Origin of the sequence: Nocardia sp. NPDC050713 (assembly GCF_040654315.1) — a bacterium.
In the GTDB taxonomy this organism is placed as follows: domain Bacteria; phylum Actinomycetota; class Actinomycetes; order Mycobacteriales; family Mycobacteriaceae; genus Nocardia.
Window position 1 is genome coordinate 43,487 of record NZ_JBFAHS010000001.1, and the last position, 19,682, is coordinate 63,168.

The following is a 19,682-nucleotide window of genomic DNA, read 5'->3' on the forward strand; positions in this document are numbered from 1 at the left end:
TTTCGGTTCACCCTCGGGTGACCCGAAACCGATGCCATTCCCGGCTGCGCGCGACCACCGACCGAACCCGCGCGATGCGGGCGCCTCGTGAAACAGCCTCGCAGGCGGACAGCACGCGATGCGGCGACGACGACCTCCGGCTCACCCCTGGCGCGGCGCACTTCGGCGCGATGGGCGGTCCGGGTGAGCCGTCCGAAATCCGGGACAGCGAATCCCGCGCACGCTGGGGCGGCAAACTCGTTCTCCTGGAAAGGAGTTCGAAAGGTTTGCCGTACCGTCCGAGCGGAGACGCGCGCGAGGCCGCTGTGTGGCGCAAATCACGGGCTGCCACGCGGGTCTGTATTGCCAGGACCGCGCTCGAGCAATAGCTGACGTGTCGTATGGTGCTGAGCATCACATTGGATCGCGGTCGGTATCGATCACCGCCCGCAGACAGATCAGCGAGGCATCCACCTGTGAGTGCCGCACCGACCGCCACCCCGGAGCAGGGGACCGGCGTTTTCAGCAAGACCAGGGCCCGAATCGCCGAGCGAACGCTACGCACCGACCGCTGGTGGGTGCCGCCGCTGTTCACCGTGCTCGGCCTAGCCGCCTTCGTCCTATACGCGGGCATCAGATCGTATGTGCGAACGGCATATTGGGTGCCGGACTACCACTACCTGACGCCGTTCTACTCGCCGTGCCTGAGCACCTCGTGCGTCCCGGGCTCCAGCCACTTCGGTGAACCCTTCGGCGAGCTGCCGATGTGGTTGCCACTGGGCTTCGTCGTGCTGCCCTTCCTGCTCGGCTTCCGTCTGACCTGCTATTACTACCGCAAGGCCTACTACCGCGCGGTGTGGTTCTCCCCGCCCGCCTGCGCCGTGGCCGAACCGCACGGCAAGTACACCGGCGAGACCCGGCTGCCGCTGATCATCCAGAACGCGCACCGCTACTTCTTCTATGTGGCGGTGGTGGTTTCGGTGATCAACACCTACGACGCGGTGATCGCCTTCCACGGCAAGGACGGCGGATTCGGCTTCGGTCTCGGCAACATCGTCCTGCTCGGCAACGTGATCCTGCTGTGGGCCTACACGTTGTCGTGCCACTCGTGCAGGCACATCGCGGGCGGCAGATTGAAGCACTTCTCGGCCCACCCGGTGCGGTACTGGTTCTGGACCCAGGTGTCCAAGCTGAACACCCGTCACATGGCGCTGGCGTGGACAACGCTCGGCACCCTCGTGCTGACCGACTTCTACGTGATGTTGGTGGCCAGCAACACCATTTCGGACCTGCGGTTCATCAACTGACCGCTCGACTCAGGAGTACACGCGGCAATGCCAGAAGTGGAACGGCACAAGTACGACGTCGTCGTTATCGGTGCCGGTGGCGCCGGACTGCGCGCGGTGATCGAGGCCCGCGAACACGGGCTCTCCGTCGCGGTGGTGTGCAAGTCCCTGTTCGGTAAGGCGCACACCGTCATGGCCGAGGGCGGCTGCGCCGCCTCGATGGGCAACGCCAACGAAAAAGACAGTTGGCAAACCCATTTCAAGGACACAATGCGCGGAGGCAAGTTCCTCAACAACTGGCGCATGGCGGAACTGCACGCCCAGGAGGCGCCGGACCGGGTCTGGGAACTGGAGACCTACGGCGCGCTGTTCGACCGGACCGCCGACGGCCGGATCAGCCAGCGCAACTTCGGCGGCCACACCTACCCCCGGCTCGCGCACGTCGGCGACCGCACCGGGCTCGAGATCATCCGCACCATGCAGCAGAAGATCGTCTCGCTGCAGCAGGAGGATCACGCGGAGACCGGCGACTACGAGTCGCGGATCAAGGTGTTCGCCGAGTGCACCATCACCGAGTTGCTCAAGGACGGCGACCGGATCTCCGGCGCGTTCGGCTACTGGCGCGAATCGGGCAAGTTCGTGCTCTTCGAATCGCCCGCGGTGGTGCTGGCGACCGGCGGCATCGGCAAGTCGTACAAGGTCACCTCGAACTCCTGGGAGTACACCGGCGACGGTCACGCGCTCGCGCTGCGGGCCGGGGCGACGCTGATCAACATGGAGTTCCTGCAGTTCCACCCGACCGGCATGGTGTGGCCGCCCAGCGTGAAGGGCATTCTGGTCACCGAGGGCGTGCGCGGCGACGGCGGCGTGCTGAAGAACACCGACGGCAAGCGGTTCATGTTCGACTACATCCCCTCGGTGTTCAAGGGTCAATACGCCGAGAGCGAGGCCGAGGCCGATCAGTGGCTGAAGGACAACGACTCGGCCCGCCGCACACCGGATCTGCTCCCACGCGACGAGGTGGCGCGCGCCATCAACTCGGAGGTCAAGGAGGGCCGCGGCACCCCGCACGGCGGCGTCTACCTCGACATCGCCTCGCGCCTGCCCGCCGACGAGATCCGGCGCCGCCTGCCCTCGATGTACCACCAGTTCAAGGAGCTGGCCGACGTCGACATCACCAAGGAGCCGATGGAAGTCGGGCCGACCTGTCACTACGTGATGGGCGGTATCGAGGTCGACCCGGACACGGGCGCGGCGAAGGTGCCCGGATTGTTCGCGGCGGGTGAATGTTCCGGCGGCATGCACGGCTCGAACCGGCTCGGCGGCAACTCGCTGTCGGACCTGCTGGTCTTCGGTCGCCGGGCTGGGTTGGGCGCGGCGATGTACGTGGAACAGCTGACCGAACAGCCCACGGTGTCCGACGCCGACATCGCCGCGGCGGCGAAAGCCGCTGTCGCGCCGTTCGATCCGCCGGCCGAGGGCGCGGGGGAGAACCCCTACACCCTGCACACCGATCTGCAACAGGCGATGAACGACCTGGTCGGCATCATTCGCAAGGAGCACGAGCTGGAGGAGGCCATCGAACGGCTCGGCGCGCTGCGGGAACGCTTCGCGCACGTCACCGTGGAGGGGCACCGGCAGTTCAATCCCGGCTGGCACCTCGCCATCGACCTGCGCAACATGCTGCTGGTCAGCGAGTGCGTGGCGCAGGCGGCGCTGCTGCGCACCGAGAGCCGCGGCGGGCACACCCGCGACGACTTCCCGTCGATGGACCCGGCCTGGCGCAACAAGCTGCTGGTCTGCGCGATCGAACCGGACGACGCGGCCGAAGCCGTGCCGCGGGTGCGGGTGACGCCGGAGGACCAGGTGCCGATGCGCGACGACCTGCTCGCGCTGTTCGACCTCGCCGAACTCGAAAAATATTACAACTCCGCCGACCTCGCCGAACACCCGGACGGTTTGGTTTCGGCCACAGAAGGTGAGGCGTAGCAATGGGTTACGACGCCGAATTCCGCGTGTGGCGCGGCGATCAGGACGGTGGCGCGCTCGAGGACTTCACCGTCGAGGTGAACGAGGGCGAGGTGGTGCTCGACATCATCCACCGGCTACAGGCCACCCAGGCGCCCGATCTAGCGGTGCGGTGGAACTGCAAGGCGGGTAAGTGCGGTTCCTGCTCCGCGGAGGTGAACGGGCGTCCCCGCCTGCTCTGTATGACCCGCATGTCCACCTTCGAGCCGGACGAGCTGATCACCGTGACGCCGATGCGCACCTTCCCGGTGATCCGCGATCTGGTGACGGACGTGTCGTTCAACTACGAGAAGGCCAGGGAGATCCCGTCGTTCACTCCGGCCCCGGACCTCAAGCCCGGGGATTACCGGATGAGTCAGGTCGATGTGGAGCGCTCGCAGGAGTTCCGCAAGTGCATCGAGTGCTTCCTGTGTCAGAACACCTGTCACGTGGTGCGCGACCACGAGGAGAACAAAGAGGCCTTCGCCGGTCCGCGCTTCCTGATGCGTATCGCCGAGCTCGAGATGCATCCGCTGGACGTGGGCGATCGGCGCGAATTGGCCCAGCAGGACCAGGGTCTCGGCCTGTGCAACATCACCAAGTGCTGCACCGAGGTGTGCCCGGAGCACATCAAGATCACCGACAACGCGCTGATTCCGCTCAAGGAACGGGTCGTCGACAAGCGATACGATCCGCTGGTCTGGTTGGGGAACAAGCTCTTTCGACGCTGACCCGCCGATGTCAACCGGCCGGGTTCACACCCGGCCGGTCGGCGCACCCGTTCACAGCATCGCGACGACGCCGATGGCGACCAGCCACACCAGCACACCGACGAACAAGGCCGACAGCAATGAGCTGGTGAGTACATACACGCCCACCGATGACACCGCGAAAAGCAGCGCGACGATCAGCCATTCCACCCAATCGCCCGGCCGCAACTTCTTGTACCGAGGTGGGGGGTTCTTCAACCCGCGGTCCACGAAATATGGGCTACCCGTTCGCAGCCCAGGTAAACGTGATTCGTTGTCGAATCTGCTCCGTTTCGTGATCTTCGCGCAGAGATGATCACGGCGCCGGATACGCCACGGCCCGGCCGGGCGGGATCGCACGCCGCCGGGCCGGTCCGTCGAACCTCACGGTAGCTCGAACTCCCCGTCGTTCACGCCGGCGGTGAAGGCCGCCCATTCCCCCGGGGTGAAGACGAGCACGTGACCGTCGGGGTCCCCGGCGCTGCGCAGCGCGACATACCCCGCCGGGAGCAGTGCCACCTGCACGCCCTCGGATCCCGCGCCGTTCGCGCCGCGCCACTCGGCAGCGGCCAGATCCACCGCCGCGCCGAGTTTGTCGTTCACGGCTTCGCCAGAGGTGTTCACGGGCGAGCGAATTCGCCGTCCGCGACCCCCGCGGAGAAGGCGTCCCACTCGCTGGGCGTGAAGATCAAGGCCGGGCCCTCCGGGTTCTTGCTGTCGCGGACGCCGACCTGCCCGCCGGGCAGGAAAGCCACTTCCACGCAGTCCCTGCTGCCGGAACGGGTGCTCTTGATCCAAGTCGCCCCGACGAGTTCCGTCCTCATGCCGCACACTCCTTCGCTAACTGCCGAAGCAGATGTCTACTGGGTTGGATGTCCAGCGCAGAGCGCTGGAGGCACTCGTGTGCCAGGTGGTAACGCTCAACATCGGCCGGTCTTTCGAGATAGAGGTCTCCGGTGAAACCCTCTACGTACACCACCGGAGGCTCTACCTGATGTCCCTTGCTGTCGGTGCCGAACCCTAGAACGGTGAACGGACCCGTGGAATCGCCGAGCGGGACGCCGGCCGCGAACGGCAGGATACGCAGGGAGACATTGGGTCTGGTGCTGAAATCGGCAAGATGTCGTAGCTGCGCCGCCATCACTTTCGAGCCACCCACCGCGCGGTGCAATACCGACTCGTGCAACACCACGTCCACGATGGCGGGCGAGACCCTTCGGGTGACCAAGGCTTGCCGCTGTGTGCGCAGCTGGACGCGCCGTTCGATCTCGTCCTCGGTGTCGTCGGGGTAGCAGAGCCGGTTGAGCGCCCTGGTGTAGTCGGGGGTCTGCAGCAGCCCGAGCACGAGTTCGGACTGGTAGGAGCGGAGCTCGCGGGCCGAGGCCTCCAAACCGACATAGACGTCGAAGTTTTCGGGGATCAGGTCGCCGAAGGCGTGCCACCAGCTCTTGACCGCCGCCTGCTGCGCCAGGCCCTTGAGCCCGTCGCACAGCTCGTCGGGGATGCCGTAGATGCGGCACAGCTCCTGGATGTCGATGGTGCGGATGCGGTCGGCCTGGCCCTTCTCCAACCGTTGTAAAGTGCTGGCGCCCCACTCCATCAGGCGGGCGGCCTCGGCGATGGTGAGCCCGGCCTGGGTACGCCAGTCCCTGAGGTATCGGCCCAATTGCCGGCGCGGTAGGGTGGACGAGCCGTTGTCGGAGGCCGCGGGCGTGCGGTGCGTCTCCGCGGCCGCGTGCTCCGAATTCGCTGCTGTTCTCGCCGAACTCGCTGACACAGTACGCTCCGTTCTGTGCTCGGTCTCCTCACCCGAGTCGGTCAGGGGCGCACCCACAAGCTCGGTTCCCCGTGACTTCGCTTGGGCAATAAGGGCAATGGGGCTTCGTGTGGCTCTGCTGTGGCGTTGTCGAACGTCGATCGCGGACTTCCTCGTCCACTATGGAGAATCCTGCCCTCCCGGCTGGATTTCGTGCTGGGAATTCGCGCGAAATCTTTGGATATCCACGAAGGACACCGTGTCGTGGCCGCCTCGATGGTGTGCTGGAAGTGTGCTCGGATCGAGCGCGGCACCGTAAACCGCACGCAGGAACGAGGAGTCATGGCCGTACAAGTCATAGGGTCGTCGTTGATGACCAGCGATCTGACACCGCATCGAGCGCGCAGCGTAGGGCAGGAAGGCTGGGTGGTCTCCTATTTGCCCGGGCGCACCCTCACTTGCGCGCAAGCGGTTGCGGCGCTGCGGGTTGCCGAGGTGGTGCCAAGCCTCCTCGACACCGTCGGCGAGCTGGCCGACGAGGTGGGGCTCACCGCGCTCGAGGCGGTCGGCATGGCGGTGCGCCTCGCTCCGTGGGACGAACGGCCCGCACCACGGCGCTCCCGACTATTCGGCTCCGACCGCGAGCGGGTTGGGGTCGCCTGATGCAACTGACGAATCTGAACATGCACGTCGCCGGTCTGCTGGTCTGCGGTCGCGACCCCGGCGTGATGACCGACGAACAGGCGCACGCGGCAATGCAATTGCACATCGACTGCACCGTCGACCAGTGCCTGGTGCGCCGCCGGGCCCGTACCACCCTGGTCGAATCGGGCAAATGCGTCTTGGACGAGCGGGCACTGCAATTGTGAACTCGACTGAATGTCACCTTCACCGCTTGAAACCGCCCCGACCGACCGAAGGTGACCTTCAGTGCCAGGTGTGATCGGTGAGCGGGGTGCGCGGGCCGAATTTCGGCTTGTGCGCTTGGCCGCTGATCTCCAGCAGCCGGATGGCCCGGTAGCGGTGCGGGCGAAGGGGTTCGAGGTACTCGACCATCGCCTCGTCGTCGATCGGGCGTCCGAGCAGAGTCCAGCCGACCACGGCGGCCAAGTGGTAGTCGCCGACCGAGAGCGCGTCGGCGTCGCCGTAGGCGCGTTGGGCGGTCTCGGCGGCCGTCCACACGCCGATGCCCGGCACCGAGCACAGCCGCCGCGCCGCCTCGGCCGGATCCTGATCGGCGGTGCGCTCCAGCGATTCCGCGAGCCGCGCCGCGCGCACGATGGTCTGCGCGCGTTGCGGTCCGACGTTCGCGCGGTGGTAGGTCCAGGACGGAATACGCCGCCAGGTCTCGGCATCCGGGGGTAGGCGCAGCCCGTCCGGCGCGGGGCCCGGTGCGGGCTCGCCGAACTCGCGCACCAGTTTTCGCCAGGAGGCGCGCGCCGAGATGGTGTGCACCTTCTGCTCGAGCACGGCGGGCACCAGCGATTCCAGGACCAGGCCGGTACGCAGCATGCGCAGGCCGGGGAAGCGGCGGTGCGCCTCGGCCAGCTTGGGGTGCTCGGGAGCGAAGCCGGACAGGTCCTCGTCCAGGCACAGCATGTGATCCAGCCGGTCGAGGAATTCGGCCGCGCCCGCACCCCAGGCCTGCGCCCGCACCGAACACCGATCGATTTGGACGAGCCGATAGGTCACCGGACCGCTCGGCATCCGGGAAGCGCGCCAGTGTGCGCCGTCGGCGGTGACCCGATGGCAGGGGTCGCCGGTGCCGCGGCGCAGCGGCGCGAGGGTGTGCGCCAGATCGATCGGCCGGTCGGACGTCACCGTTCGAGCCAGGCCGGACCGCGCGGCCGTTGCCATCTGTTCGCGCACGGATCCATTCTCCGCGCCTCCGGTGCGGCGGGCGCACCCGGCCCGGTCGAAACTGTGACAACCAGGATGGATGCGCCAATCACCTTGTCGTCGAACATATTTCCGTCGCGGGCGGCCGCACGAAGATTTGATCGAGCGACCGAGCTCGATATAACCTCTCATAACTTTCATTGTTGTAATTCGCACCGCGAAACAATCTGCACGCCAATCGGTTTGCGACGTTCACGGTGCCGGGAGGGTACGGAAATCATGCGTCTGACCACCAAGAAATTCGGCCGTAAGGCTCTCGTCGCCGCATTGCCGCTGGCTGTCGCGGTGACCTTCGCGGGCGCGGGAGCGGCTTCTGCCGACGCCTCGAGCATCGCCCCGCAGTCGTCCGCAGCCGTGCAGGTGGTCGAGGCTTCGCAGACTCTGGACACGATCCAGCAGGTGATCCCGGTCGCCGCGCAGCCCGCGGCCGCGGATATCGCACAGCCGGTCACCCCGGAGGTGGCTCAGCCGGTGGCGGCCGCGGTTCCGCAGGACATCGCCACCAACCCCAATGCGGCCAACCACGATCCGCTGGCCAATGGTGCGGCAGCGGGCGGAATCGCCGGGGCCGTGTTCGGAGCCGTGGTCTGCGGCGCCACCATCATCGGGATTCCCTTCATTCCGCTGTGCGCGCTCGGTTCCGGTTTCCAGGGCGCCGTGATCGGTTTGATCGTCGGCGCGATCGCCCCGGACGTCATTCCGCAGGTCCTGCCGTGATCCCTCGGGGATGAACGATTCCGGTTTCGGACGCACGCCACGGTGCCCTGGACCGCGTGTTCCGTAGCCTTGATCACTCGCCCATGAGGAATTGCGCCAGGTGCATTCCTGGGCGTCCTGTCAGCTGGGCGCTCTGGCAGCGACAGGAGAAACCGTCGGCGAGGAATATCGCGTCGTCGGGCGCCTCGCGCAGCGCGGGAAGCAAGCCGTTGGCGGCCACCGCGACCGAAATGTCGTAGTGGCCTTTCTGCATGCCGAAATTGCCCGCGAGGCCGCAGCATCCGGTGATCTCCGTCACCTGTGCTCCCGTGCTGGTCAGAATTCGGCGATCGGCGGCGAAGCCGAGCACCGAATGTTGGTGGCAATGCGGCTGGACGACCACTCGGCTGTTCGGCCGTCGCGGCGGATGCCAGTCCGGGTGGTCGAGCAGGAACTCCGCGAGCGTGCGGACGGCCGCCGCGGTGGGAGCGGCGCGCGGGTCGTCGGCGAGGAGTTCGGGGAGGTCGGCGCGCAGGACCGCGGTGCACGAGGGTTCCAGGCCGATGACGATGCCGCCCGCGCGGACGTGCTCGTCCAGCTCGGTGAGGGTGGCGCGGAGTTTTGCTCGCGCGCCGTCGAGTTGACCGGTGCTGATCCAGGTCAGGCCGCAGCACACTCGTCGCCGGGGGATGCGCACGCGGTGGCCGAGCGATTCGATCAAGGTGACGGCGGCTTGGGCGATGTCAGGGTCGAAGGCGTCGGTGAAGGTGTCGATCCAGAGGAGAACGTCGGCTGGGGCACCGGCTGATGTGGTGCTCAGAGGGTTGAGGGTGGGGGGCGGCGGTTCGGGCGACAGCAGCGCTCGGGCGCGTTCGGTGCGGCGGAAGGGGCGGTCGGCCAGGCGGGGGATTTCGCGGCGCGGGTCGATGCCCGCCGCGCGCAGGCCGATTCGGCGCAACCAGTCGATACCGGCGATCGCGTTGGCGGCGCGCGGGATTCGGCTGGCGGGGCGGAGCCAGCGGGGGAGCCAGCCGAGGGCGTAGTGGTCGAGTGGGCGCGGTCTGCGGCGGTAGCGGCGGTACATGGCCTCGGCCTTGTAGGTCGCCATGTCGACGCCCGCGGGGCAGTCGGAGCGGCAGGCCTTGCAGGAAAGGCACAGGTCGAGCGACTCGGCGACGGCGGGCGCGGACCAGGGCAGCTCGCCGCGCACCACCTCTTGCAAGACGCGGGCGCGGCCGCGGGTGCTGTCCTTCTCGTCGGCGGTGGCGAGGTACGAGGGGCACATGAAACCGCCCGCCGCCGAGCTGTCGGCGCGGCACTTCCCGACACCGACGCACCGATGTACCGCGGTGCCGATGTCGCCGTCGTCGTGCGGGAAGGCGAAGCCGCCCGCGCCGGGAAGCAGCGGCAGGCCGGCGACGCGCAGGTCGGCGTCGACGGGGCGTGGCTCGACGAGCACGCCGGGGTTGAGCACGTCGTCGGGGTCGAACAGCGCCTTGTATCCGGCGAAGGCCGCGAGCGCGTCGGGGGAGTACATCACCGAGAGCAGTTCGGAGCGTGCTCGCCCGTCGCCGTGCTCGCCGGACAGCGAACCGCCGTATCGCACCACGAGTTCGGCGGCGTCGAACACGAAGGCGCGGAAGCGTTGCGGCGCTTCGGTGATCGGCAGGTCGAGGCGCACGTGGATGCAGCCGTCGCCGAGGTGGCCGTAGAGCAGGCCGTCCACTCCGTGCTGCGCGGTGAGTTCGGCGAAATCGCGCAGGTACGCGCCGAGGTGCTCGGGCGGAACGGCGGAATCCTCCCAGCCGGGCCAGGCAGGCTTGCCGTCGGTGGTGCGTCCGGCGAGGCCCGCGCCGTCCGCGCGGATGCGCCAGAGCGCCGCGACCGCCGCGGTGTCGGTGACGATGCGGGCGTCCAGCGCGTGCGTGGTCCGGCACAGCCGCTCGGCCACCGCGAGCGCCTCCGCCGCGCTCGCGCCCGTGGTCTCCACGAACAGCCAACCGTCGCCGCGCGGCAGCTCGGGCACCGTGCCGCGGTGCGTGCGAACGACGTCGACCAGGCGGGCGTCGATGCCCTCGACCGCGATCGGCGCGCACGCCATGACAGCGGCGACATCGTCGGCCGCGGTCGCGATGTCCGGGTAGCCGAGCACCGTGAGCACGGTGGCGCGCGGCAATTCGACCAGTTCGACCTCCGCGTCGAGCAGCAACCCGCAGGTGCCCTCGCTACCGACGAACGACTTGGCGAGGGCCGAACCGCGTTCCGGCAGCAGGTGTTCCAGTCCGTAGCCGGACGCCTGCCGTTCGAAGCGGCCGAGCTCGGTGCGCAGTACCGCGAGGTTGGACCTGGTGAACTCGGGCAGGCCCGGCACCGCGGCGAGATCGTCCGCGAGGACGCGCTCGGTTCCGGTTCCGTCCAGAACGCGCAGCTCGCGCACAGTGTCGGAGGTACGGCCCCACGCGACGGCGCGCGGACCGCAGGCGTTGTTGCCGATCATGCCGCCGAGGGTGCAGCGGTTCTGCGTGGAGGGATCGGGGCCGAGCCGCAATCCGTGCGGCCGAGCCGCCGCCTGCAATGCCGACAGCACCACGCCCGGCTGCACCCGCGCGGTTCGACGGTCCGGATCGATGTGCACGATGCGGTTCATGTGCCTGCTGAAGTCGAGCACGAGGCCGGGGCCGATCGCGTTGCCCGCCACCGAGGTTCCCGCGCCGCGGGCGGTGACCGGCAGGCCGTGTTCGCGGGCGAAGTTCAGGGTTTCGGCGACGTCGGAGTCGGTGCGGGGGAAGACGACGGCGGTCGGCGGCACGCGATAGTTCGACGCGTCGGAGGAGTACTCCGCGCGCCGCCGCGGTGACGCGTCGACCTCACCGTCGACCCGTCCGCGCAGCGCCGCCAGCATCCGCTCCTCGGTCACGATGTCAGCCTAGGGCGTACCTCCGCCTTCGGTCCGGCCGTGCGCGGGCTTTCGACGGACACGTCCGGCAGCGGTCTTCGGGCGTCCAACGGCTATGCGCGGACTGAGATCGGGACTTCGCGCGGCAGCCCTCGGCGGGGACCATCGACCGCTGTCGGACGGTGATCAGTCGACCCGACGCGAGGCGGTTGCCACGGAGCGGGCTTGGCCGAGGAGTCGGGCCAGACGCCGAGCGAGCATCGGGCGCATGGCAGCCGGTCGATCTTCGAAGCGGGAACCCCGCCGCTGATCGGCCACTTTGTTCGCTCGCGGCGGAATCCACGGCCGCCACGGAACGACTTGCCCTCAACCTTTGTTGAGGTCCTAGTGTCGGTGACCAGGAGTTGGATGGCGGGGGTCGAGAGGGAGCGATCGTGAGTATCGAATCGGTGGCGTGGAGCCAGATGTATCGGCGGATGAACGCGCCCGACGAACAGCGCCCGTTCAGTCTCGCCACCGCGAAGCGCATCCTGCGGTTCGCCGCGCCGCATCGGCGGCGGATCGCGGTGTTCCTGGTGTTCAGCGTGGTCTCGGCGCTGCTCGCGGTGGCGACGCCGGTGCTGGCGGGCCGCGTGGTGAACGACATCGTCGGCGGGGCCGCGCCGCGCATGGTGGTGACCGTGGCGGCGATCATCGGCGTGCTCGCCGTGTTGGACGCGGCGCTCGGGCTAGGCATCCGCTGGCTCTCCTCGCGGATCGGCGAGGGTCTGATCCTCGACCTGCGCCGCGCGGTGTTCGACCACGTGCAGCGGATGCCGATCGCCTTCTTCACCCGCACCAGGACCGGCGCGCTGGTGAGCAGGCTGAACAACGACGTGATCGGCGCGCAGCGGGCCTTCAGCGACACCCTGTCCGGCGTCGTCGCGAACCTGGTCACGCTGGCGCTCACGCTCGCCGTGATGCTCAGCATCTCCTGGCGGATCACGCTGCTCGCGCTGGTGCTGCTTCCGGTGTTCGTTGTTCCGGCGCGGCGGATGGGCAACCGGCTGGCCGGGTTGCAGCGCGAGGCCGCGCGGCTGAACGCGGCCATGAGCACGCAGATGACCGAGCGGTTCTCCGCGCCGGGCGCCACGCTGGTGAAATTGTTCGGCCGCCCCGAGCAGGAGTCCGACGAGTTCGCGCTGCGGGCGCGGCGAGTGCGCGACATCGGCGTGCGCACCGCGATGTTGCAGACGGTGTTCGTCACCTCTTTGACGCTGGTCTCGGCCCTGGCGGTCGCTCTGGTCTACGGACTCGGCGGCTGGTACGCGCTGCGCGGGCAGTTGGACGCGGGCGCGGTGGTGGCGCTCTCGCTGCTGCTGACCAGGCTGTACACGCCGCTGACCGCGCTGGCCAGTGCGCGGATGGAGATCATGGCCGCGCTGGTGAGTTTCGAGCGGGTCTTCGAGGTGCTCGACCTGCGCCCGCTGATCGAGGACGCGCCCGACGCGATCGCGGTGCCGGAGGGTCCGGTCGCGGTGGAGTTGGACGACGTCACCTTCGCGTACCCGTCGGCGGACAAGGTGTCGCTGGCCTCGCTGGAGGAGGTCGCGACGCTGGACACCAGGGGTGGGGTCGACGTGCTGCACAATGTGTCGCTGCGCGCCGAGCCCGGTCAGCTGGTGGCGCTGGTCGGCTCCTCCGGAGCGGGGAAATCCACCATCGCCCAATTGGTTTCGCGCCTGTACGACGTGGACGGCGGCGCGGTCCGGCTCAACGGCGCCGACGTGCGGCAGATCGGCGCGCGCTCGCTACGCGAGACGGTCGGCCTCGTCACCCAGGACGGGCACCTGTTCCACGACACGATCCGCGCCAACCTGCTGCTGGCCCGACCGGAGGCGACCGAGCCCGAGCTGTGGGACGCGCTGCGCCGGGCCCGCCTGCACGATCTGATCGCCGGACTACCGGACGGCCTGGACACCGTGGTCGGCGAGCGCGGTTACCGCCTCTCCGGCGGCGAGCGCCAGCGCCTGACCATCGCCCGATTGCTGCTGAAGCAACCGCGCGTCGTCATTTTGGACGAGGCGACCGCCTCGCTCGACTCGACCTCCGAAGCGGCTGTGCAAGAAGCCCTTTCGGAAGCGCTGGAGGGTCGCACCGCCCTGGTGATCGCCCACCGCCTCTCCACGATCCGCGCCGCCGACCAGATCCTGGTCCTGGAAGACGGCCGTGTCGTCGAGCGCGGCACCCACACCCAACTACTGGCCGCCGAAGGCCGCTACGCCGAGCTCTACCGCACCCAGTTCGCCGACGAGCCGGTCACCGTCGCAGCCTGACCCACACCCGAAGGCCGCGCCGAACCAACCGGCGCGGGGAGACCTCGGCGCGGCCGGTCGGGTCAGAATTCGCCTGCGACGCCGAGGACGGTTCGACCGGAGTGGTTTCCGCTCTTGATGCTGCGCAGGACGGATTCCACTTCGGTGATCGGGGCGTAGTTCTCGAGGGTCGAGAGGTGTTGGGGGCGTAGGTCTTTGCCGAGACGGGACCACAGTTCGCGGCGCTTCTCGATCGGGAGGTTGACCGAGTCGATGCCGAGCAGGGCGACGCCGCGCAGGATGAACGGCATGACGGTGGTGGGGAGGTCGTGGCCGCCGGTGAGGCCGCTGGCCGCGACCGCGCCGCCGTAGCCGATGCAACTGAGCACGTAGGCCAGCGACTTGCCGCCGACGCTGTCGACCGCGCCCGCCCACTGCGCCTTGGACAGCGGGCGCAGCTTCGCCTCGGGATCCTCGGGCAGGCGGCCGATCACCTCGTTGGCGCCGAGTTCGGAGAGCAGATCGCCCGCGTCCTTCTTGCCGGTGGAGGCGATGACCTCGAAGCCGAGGCCGGACAGGATGTCCACGGCCACGCTGCCGACGCCGCCGGTCGCGCCGGTCACCAGAATCGCGCCGTCGTCGGGGGTGAGGCCGCGGTCGAGCAGGGCCTGCACGCTCAGTGCCGCGGTGAAACCGGCGGTGCCGAGGGCGGCGGCGTCGCGGGTGCTCAACCCGTCCAGCTTCACCACCCACTCGTCGGGCACCCTGGCGTATTCGGCGAAGCCGCCGTTGCGCGAGACGCCGATCTCGTAGCCGTGCGCGACGACCTGGTCGCCCGGCGCGAAATCGTCGGATTCGGAGGAGACGACCTCGCCGGTGATGTCGATGCCGGGCACGATCGGGTAGTTGCGGACCACACCGCCGCCCGGCGTGATGGCGAGTCCGTCCTTGAAGTTGGCGCTCGAGTAATGCACCTTGATCGTCACGGTGCCCTGGCCGAGAAATTCCTCGTCGACCTGCTGCCGCGTCAACACGATCCCGCTGTCCGATTCGTGTGCCACCATCGCCCAGAACTCCATGCGGACGAGCATACGAGGATCGGGCGGCGCTCGAGGGGGCTCCGCGAGGGCCGCCCGTTGACCCGCGCGGCGTTCCTCCTCCCGGGCGACACGGAGGCTCCGGGACCGGCCCGCTACCGGTGCTGGCTGAGCGCGACTACTCCTCGGGCACGAACTCCAGCCGCACGCCGAGCAGACGGACGGGGCGGTCCAGGTCGAAGCGGTCGATGATGCGCAGCGCGGTCTCGGTGATGGTCGCGATGTCGGCGGTCGGCTTCGGGAGTTTGGCCTGTTTGCTGCTGGTGTAGAAGGTCTTGGTCCGCACGGTGACCGCGACCCGGATGCTGATCCGGCCCACCTCGGCCATCTCCTCGGCGACCTCGGTCGCGATGCGCGCCACCTGCGCGCGGATCTCGGCGGGATCGGTGAGATCGTGCGGGAAGGTCTCGGACTTGCTGCGGCCCACCGGGATTCGCGGCTCGGTGGTCACTTCGGTGTCGCCCTTGCCGTGGCCGAGCACCCACAGGTAGGGGCCGGTGGTCGGGCCGAACGCCTCGGCGAGGCGGTGGCGGTCGGCCGCCATCAGGTCGGCGACGGTGTGGATGCCGAGGTCGGCGAGGCGGGCGGCGATGCGGCTGCCGATGCCCCACAGCGCATCGGTGGGACGGTGCGCCATGACCTCGGTCCAGTTGGCGGCGGTCAACCGGAACATGCCCGCGGCGGCGCCCACGCCTGGCGCGTCCGAGGACTTGCCCGCGGACTTGGCGAAGCCGGTGGCGAGCTTGGCGGTGAGCTTGTTGTCGCCGATGCCGATGGAGCAGGTCAGGTCCAGTTCGGCGATGGCGCCGCGGATTTCGCGGGCGAGCAGTTCGGGATCGTCGGTGTCGGCAGCAAGGAACGCCTCGTCCCAGCCCCACACTTCGACCTGGCCGGGGAACGTGCGCAACAGCGCCATGATCTCCTCGGAAGCCTCCTCGTAGGCGGCCATGTCGAGCGGCAGGAAGACGCCGTCCGGACATTTGCGCAGTGCGCTGCGCAGCGCCATGCCCGCGCGCACACCGTAGGCACGAGCGGGATACGACGCGCAGGTCACGACCTTGCGCGGCTCGTTCGGGTCGCCGTGGCCGCCGACGATGACCGGCTTGCCGCGCAGTTCCGGGTGGCGGCGGAACTCCACCGCCGCCTGGAACTGGTCGAGATCGACGTGCAACAGCCATCTGGCCACCTCTCCGTCATACCGCACGGGTATGACGGAAGCAGGTGGACGTGTTGCGCTGACCGGAGAACAGAACTAAATTCTGGTTATGAAGATCCGAGATCGGTTGCTGCTGGCGGCCGAGCGCCAGTTCGCCGAGCACGGAGCGCTGGACGCGACGCTCGCGCAGATCCGCGAGGCGGCCGGAGCGAGCGTCGGCGCGCTCTACCACCACTTCCCCGACAAGGCGGATCTGTATCGGCAGGTGTGGGCGCACGCGCTGACCGACTATCAGCAGCACTTCTGGGTGGTGGTCGGCCAGAGCACCGACGCGCGCGAGGGCATCACGGCGGGCGTGCGGGAGCATCTGCGCTGGGTGACCGAAAACCAGCACCGCGCAAAGGTTCTCACTTCGGCGCGGCCGCCCGGCGTGCGCGAGAGCGAAACCAACCGCACCTTCATGACCGACATCGCGCGCTGGTACCGCACCCACGCGTCCTACGGCGCGGTGCGCGCACTGGATCTGGATCTCGTCTACGCACTATGGCTCGGCCCCGCGCAGGAGTATTCGCGGCAGTGGCTGGGCGGCGACATCCGCATCGCGCCGACGCAGGTCGGCGCGGAACTCGCCGAGGCGGCCTGGCTCGCCCTCGACGCCGGATCGACATCGAAAAGAACGGAGCGGCAATGACCGTCGGCACCACAGCACTCGACCTCGACTTGGCCAAACAGGTCCTGACCGCGCAACCCTTCGCGAATCTGGTCGGCTCCGAACTCACCCGATTCGGCGACGGCGCCGCGACTCTCGTCATCCCGATCCGCCAGGAACTCGGCCAGCAGTTCGGCTTCGTCCACGGCGGCGTCCTCGCCTACGCGGCCGACAACGCCCTCACTTTCGCCGCCGGAACCGTACTCGGCGCGAACGTGCTGACCGGCGGGTTCACCATCACCTATCTGCGCCCCGCCGCGGGGGTGCGATTGCGAGCGGAGGCTTCGGTCACGGCGTCCACGCGACGCCAAGCCGTGGTCAGCTGCGAGATCTACGCGGAATCCGAGGACGGGGAACCGGTGCTGTGCGCTGTCGCGCAGGGAACCACTCGCAGCGTCGAAAGGCAACTCGGCGACGCTTGATCGGGTTCACAGAGACGGTGGCGCATAGGGTTCACACGCCTCACATAGGCGGTGCCTATGTGAGGCGTGTACAGCATGTGTGGCACTAGTCAGGGGTGATGGCCGGGTGCGGTTTCCCGTGCCCGGCCCGGATCCGGACTCACGCGGTGGCGGCGAAGGCAGGACGGTTCAACGACTCCTCCACCACCGGCTCGATGGCGTAGGCCAGGATCTGCGCGACGTCCGCCACCGGCCGAACATCCAGCGCCGCAAGCACTTCAGCGGGCACCTCGTCCAGATCCGGCTCGTTACGCGCCGGAATGAACACGGTCTTCAACCCGGCTCGCTGCGCGGCGAGCAGCTTCTGCTTCACGCCGCCGATCGGCAGGACCCGCCCGTTCAGCGTGACCTCACCGGTCATGCCGACATCCGAGCGCACCTGGCGGCCGAGTGCCAGCGACACCAGGGCGGTGACCATGGTGACGCCCGCGGACGGACCGTCCTTGGGCACCGCGCCCGCCGGGAAGTGGATGTGGATGTTGCGGTCGAGCACCGACGGTTCGATGCCGATCTCCTCCAGGTGCGAGCGCACGTAGGTCAGCGCGATCTGCGCCGATTCCTTCATGACGTCGCCCAGCTGGCCGGTCAGGGTCAGTGAGCGCTCGCCCTCGGCCGCGTTGGCCTCGATGTAGAGGACGTCGCCGCCCGCGCCGGTCACGGCAAGGCCGGTCGCCACACCGGGGACCGCGGTCCGCTCCACCGAATCCGGGGTGAAGCGGGGACGGCCGAGGTAATCCTTCAGATCGCCGAGACCGATGGTGAGTCGGCCGGAAGAGATCGTCGCCGGCAGGTCGTAGCCGAGCTCGGGGTCGTAGCCCAAGCCGATGTCGGACACCGTTGCGCCGGAGCCGGCTTCGTCCTCCGAGAGCCGAGTCGCCGCTTTACGCAACGCCTTCGCGATCAGGCGCTCCATCTGCCGAACGCCCGCTTCCCTGGTGTAGTTCGCCGCGATCTCGCGCAGCGCCTCCTCGGTGATCGAAACCTCCTCGGCGGTCAGCGCGTTGCGCTCGAGCTGGCGCGGGATCAGGAAGTCGCGGGCGATCGCGACCTTGTCGGCCTCGGTGTAGCCGTCGACCGTGATCAGCTCCATGCGGTCCAGCAGCGGACCGGGGATGGTCTCCATGACGTTGGCCGTCGCGATGAACAGCACGTCGGACAGGTCGAGATCCAGATCCAGGTAGTGGTCGCGGAAGGTGTGGTTCTGCGCCGGATCGAGCACCTCGAGCAGGGCCGCCGCCGGGTCGCCGCGGAAATCGGAGCCGACCTTGTCGATCTCGTCGAGCAGCACGACCGGGTTCATCGAACCCGCCTCCTTCATGGCGCGCACGATGCGGCCGGGCAGGGCGCCGACGTAGGTGCGGCGGTGACCGCGGATCTCGGCCTCGTCGCGCACGCCGCCCAAAGCGACGCGAACGAACTTGCGCCCCAACGCCCGAGCGACGGACTCGCCCAGCGAGGTCTTGCCGACACCGGGCGGACCGACCAGGACCAGCACCGCGCCGGAACCGCGTCCGCCGACGACCTCCAGCCCGCGCTGCGCGCGCCGGGCTCGCACCGCGAGGTATTCGACCATGCGGTCCTTGACTTCGTCCAGGCCGTGGTGATCGGCGTCCAGGACCGCGCGGGCGGCGGAGACATCGGTGGAGTCGGTGGTCTTCTCGTTCCACGGCAGCTCCAGCACGGTGTCCAGCCAGGTCCGGATCCAGCCGGATTCCGGGCTCTGATCGCTGGACCGCTCCAGCCTGCCGACCTCGCGCAGCGCCGCCTCGCGGACGGACTCGGGCAGATCGGCCTGCTCGACGCGGGTGCGGAAGCCCTCGGCGCCATCCGGCTCGTCCTCGCCGAGCTCCTTGCGAATGGCGTTGAGCTGCTGGCGAAGCAGGAACTCGCGCTGGCTCTTCTCCACGTTCTCGCGGACCTCGTCACTGATCTTCTCGGTGACCTCGGCCTCGGCGATGTGCGCCTTGGTCCACTCGATGAGGGTGGTCAGGCGCTTGGCGACCTCGGGAGTCTCGAGCAGTTCGCGCTTCTGCTCGGGGGTCAGGTATGGCGCGTAGCCCGCGGTGTCGGCGATCGCCGACGGGTCGGTCAGCTGGTTGACCGCGTCGATGATCTGCCAGGCCTCGCGGCGCTGCAACACCGAGACGACAAGCTTCTTGTATTCGGCGGCCAGCTCCTTGGTCCGCCCGTCCGGCGCCGGATTCTCGACCGGCTCGGCCTCGACCCACAGCGCGGCGCCCGGCCCGGTGACACCGTGGCCGATCTTGGCTCGCCGCTCCGCCTTCAGGACCGCCGCGGGCGCTCCACCGCGCATCCGGCCGACCTGTTCGATGGTCGCGACGACGCCGTAGGAGGCATAGCCCTCGGTCAGTCGCGGCGCGAGCAGCACCGCCTCGGTCTTGGCGGCGCGCGCGGCGTCGATCGCGGCCTGCGCCGATTCGTCCAGTTCGATGGGCACGACCATGCCCGGCAGCACGATCGGATCGGTCAGGAACAGCACCGGCAGATTCTGAGGTGTAGTCACGTCTTCGACCCTTCCAAAGGTTGAGCGATGCCTACTCAACCCCACCCGTTCCGTCTTTGTTCCGCCCTTCCTGGACGTTCGCTCAGAGCGAAGGAAGGGCCGTCTGTGACAGTTCCCGCTGCCGCGTTGACACCCTCGCAATCGCAATGAGAATGTGGGGGCCACTACAGCTC

18 protein-coding genes are annotated in these 19,682 nt (G+C 68.6%); 9 read left to right on the forward strand and 9 right to left on the reverse strand.

The features are described from left to right. Positions 1–455: 455 nt before the first annotated feature. The 3 genes from AB0H49_RS00170 to AB0H49_RS00180 are packed head-to-tail and all read left to right on the forward strand — an operon-like array spanning position 456 to position 4,003. Positions 456–1,286 carry a hypothetical protein gene (locus AB0H49_RS00170; RefSeq protein WP_354998349.1) on the forward strand — a complete coding sequence of 277 codons (831 nt, stop codon included), beginning with the start codon at positions 456–458 and terminating at the stop codon, positions 1,284–1,286. A 27-nt stretch (positions 1,287–1,313) separates the two neighbouring features. Further along, on the forward strand, positions 1,314–3,254 hold the full coding sequence (locus AB0H49_RS00175; RefSeq protein ID WP_354998348.1) for a fumarate reductase/succinate dehydrogenase flavoprotein subunit: 1,941 nt from the start codon (positions 1,314–1,316) through the stop codon (positions 3,252–3,254). Positions 3,255–3,256: 2 nt separating this feature from the next. Beyond that, complete coding sequence (locus AB0H49_RS00180; RefSeq protein ID WP_354998347.1) at positions 3,257–4,003, forward strand: succinate dehydrogenase/fumarate reductase iron-sulfur subunit; 747 nt, start codon at positions 3,257–3,259, stop codon at positions 4,001–4,003. A 51-nt stretch (positions 4,004–4,054) separates the two neighbouring features. Here the strand turns inward: AB0H49_RS00180 and AB0H49_RS00185 are convergent, their stop codons facing one another. The 4 genes from AB0H49_RS00185 to AB0H49_RS00200 form a co-directional block, all read right to left on the reverse strand. Further along, positions 4,055–4,252 carry a hypothetical protein gene (locus AB0H49_RS00185; protein ID WP_067792544.1) on the reverse strand — a complete coding sequence of 66 codons (198 nt, stop codon included), beginning with the start codon at positions 4,250–4,252 and terminating at the stop codon, positions 4,055–4,057. A 153-nt stretch (positions 4,253–4,405) separates the two neighbouring features. Then, on the reverse strand, positions 4,406–4,624 hold the full coding sequence (locus tag AB0H49_RS00190) for a DUF397 domain-containing protein (protein ID WP_357245516.1): 219 nt from the start codon (positions 4,622–4,624) through the stop codon (positions 4,406–4,408). A gap of 17 nt (positions 4,625–4,641) precedes the next feature. Continuing rightward, a complete protein-coding gene (locus AB0H49_RS00195) occupies positions 4,642–4,845 on the reverse strand; it encodes a DUF397 domain-containing protein (protein ID WP_067792543.1) in 204 nt (67 codons plus the stop codon). Then, entirely contained in the window at positions 4,842–5,687 is an 846-nt protein-coding gene (locus tag AB0H49_RS00200) for a helix-turn-helix transcriptional regulator (protein WP_357245519.1), read from the reverse strand. The genes AB0H49_RS00195 and AB0H49_RS00200 overlap by 4 nt, the downstream gene beginning before the upstream one ends. A gap of 237 nt (positions 5,688–5,924) precedes the next feature. On the opposite strand from AB0H49_RS00200, the gene AB0H49_RS00205 reads away from it, so the two are divergent. Together AB0H49_RS00205 and AB0H49_RS00210 are read left to right on the forward strand one after the other, a co-directional pair. Beyond that, positions 5,925–6,440 carry a hypothetical protein gene (locus tag AB0H49_RS00205; RefSeq protein WP_354998344.1) on the forward strand — a complete coding sequence of 172 codons (516 nt, stop codon included), beginning with the start codon at positions 5,925–5,927 and terminating at the stop codon, positions 6,438–6,440. After that, complete coding sequence (locus tag AB0H49_RS00210) at positions 6,440–6,646, forward strand: hypothetical protein (RefSeq protein WP_067792538.1); 207 nt, start codon at positions 6,440–6,442, stop codon at positions 6,644–6,646. The genes AB0H49_RS00205 and AB0H49_RS00210 overlap by 1 nt, the downstream gene beginning before the upstream one ends. Positions 6,647–6,704: 58 nt before the next feature. Here the strand turns inward: AB0H49_RS00210 and AB0H49_RS00215 are convergent, their stop codons facing one another. Beyond that, positions 6,705–7,634 (reverse strand): DNA-3-methyladenine glycosylase 2 family protein, encoded by a 930-nt coding sequence (locus AB0H49_RS00215; RefSeq protein ID WP_357246567.1) that lies wholly within the window; start codon positions 7,632–7,634, stop codon positions 6,705–6,707. Positions 7,635–7,895: 261 nt separating this feature from the next. On the opposite strand from AB0H49_RS00215, the gene AB0H49_RS00220 reads away from it, so the two are divergent. Then, entirely contained in the window at positions 7,896–8,393 is a 498-nt protein-coding gene (locus AB0H49_RS00220) for a hypothetical protein (protein WP_357245522.1), read from the forward strand. 73 nt (positions 8,394–8,466) lie between these two features. On the opposite strand, the gene AB0H49_RS00225 is transcribed toward AB0H49_RS00220, so the two are convergent. Beyond that, entirely contained in the window at positions 8,467–11,274 is a 2,808-nt protein-coding gene (locus AB0H49_RS00225; RefSeq protein ID WP_357246568.1) for an FAD-binding and (Fe-S)-binding domain-containing protein, read from the reverse strand. Positions 11,275–11,702: 428 nt separating this feature from the next. Between AB0H49_RS00225 and AB0H49_RS00230 the strand changes: the two genes are divergently transcribed. Further along, positions 11,703–13,583, forward strand: coding sequence for an ABC transporter ATP-binding protein (locus AB0H49_RS00230; RefSeq protein ID WP_357245525.1), 1,881 nt, complete (start codon positions 11,703–11,705; stop codon positions 13,581–13,583). A 62-nt stretch (positions 13,584–13,645) separates the two neighbouring features. Here AB0H49_RS00230 and AB0H49_RS00235 read toward each other — a convergent pair whose 3' ends face one another. After that, positions 13,646–14,641 carry an oxidoreductase gene (locus tag AB0H49_RS00235; RefSeq protein WP_357245527.1) on the reverse strand — a complete coding sequence of 332 codons (996 nt, stop codon included), beginning with the start codon at positions 14,639–14,641 and terminating at the stop codon, positions 13,646–13,648. A gap of 136 nt (positions 14,642–14,777) precedes the next feature. Further along, a complete protein-coding gene (locus AB0H49_RS00240) occupies positions 14,778–15,845 on the reverse strand; it encodes a DNA polymerase IV (protein ID WP_354998340.1) in 1,068 nt (355 codons plus the stop codon). Positions 15,846–15,924: 79 nt separating this feature from the next. On the opposite strand from AB0H49_RS00240, the gene AB0H49_RS00245 reads away from it, so the two are divergent. Together AB0H49_RS00245 and AB0H49_RS00250 are read left to right on the forward strand one after the other, a co-directional pair. Continuing rightward, the gene (locus AB0H49_RS00245; protein WP_357245531.1) at positions 15,925–16,506 is read left to right on the forward strand and encodes a helix-turn-helix domain-containing protein; all 582 of its coding nucleotides are present in this window, start codon (positions 15,925–15,927) and stop codon (positions 16,504–16,506) included. After that, entirely contained in the window at positions 16,503–16,946 is a 444-nt protein-coding gene (locus AB0H49_RS00250; RefSeq protein ID WP_357245534.1) for a PaaI family thioesterase, read from the forward strand. The genes AB0H49_RS00245 and AB0H49_RS00250 overlap by 4 nt, the downstream gene beginning before the upstream one ends. 139 nt (positions 16,947–17,085) lie before the next feature. On the opposite strand, the gene lon is transcribed toward AB0H49_RS00250, so the two are convergent. Continuing rightward, a complete protein-coding gene (gene lon, locus AB0H49_RS00255) occupies positions 17,086–19,509 on the reverse strand; it encodes an endopeptidase La (RefSeq protein WP_357245537.1) in 2,424 nt (807 codons plus the stop codon). Between the last annotated feature and the right edge of the window lie 173 nt (positions 19,510–19,682).

Bases quoted from the DNA above. Each gene is read 5' to 3' on its own strand.
- AB0H49_RS00175 (WP_354998348.1), top strand. From the start codon at position 1,314: ATGCCAGAAGTGGAACGGCACAAGTACGACGTCGTCGTTATCGGTGCC.
- AB0H49_RS00180 (WP_354998347.1), top strand. From the start codon at position 3,257: ATGGGTTACGACGCCGAATTCCGCGTGTGGCGCGGCGATCAGGACGGT.
- AB0H49_RS00195 (WP_067792543.1), bottom strand. From the start codon at position 4,845: ATGAGGACGGAACTCGTCGGGGCGACTTGGATCAAGAGCACCCGTTCC.
- AB0H49_RS00210 (WP_067792538.1), top strand. From the start codon at position 6,440: ATGCAACTGACGAATCTGAACATGCACGTCGCCGGTCTGCTGGTCTGC.
- AB0H49_RS00215 (WP_357246567.1), bottom strand. From the start codon at position 7,634: ATGGCAACGGCCGCGCGGTCCGGCCTGGCTCGAACGGTGACGTCCGAC.
- AB0H49_RS00220 (WP_357245522.1), top strand. From the start codon at position 7,896: ATGCGTCTGACCACCAAGAAATTCGGCCGTAAGGCTCTCGTCGCCGCA.
- AB0H49_RS00225 (WP_357246568.1), bottom strand. From the start codon at position 11,274: ATGCTGGCGGCGCTGCGCGGACGGGTCGACGGTGAGGTCGACGCGTCA.
- AB0H49_RS00235 (WP_357245527.1), bottom strand. From the start codon at position 14,641: ATGGAGTTCTGGGCGATGGTGGCACACGAATCGGACAGCGGGATCGTG.
- AB0H49_RS00245 (WP_357245531.1), top strand. From the start codon at position 15,925: ATGAAGATCCGAGATCGGTTGCTGCTGGCGGCCGAGCGCCAGTTCGCC.
- AB0H49_RS00250 (WP_357245534.1), top strand. From the start codon at position 16,503: ATGACCGTCGGCACCACAGCACTCGACCTCGACTTGGCCAAACAGGTC.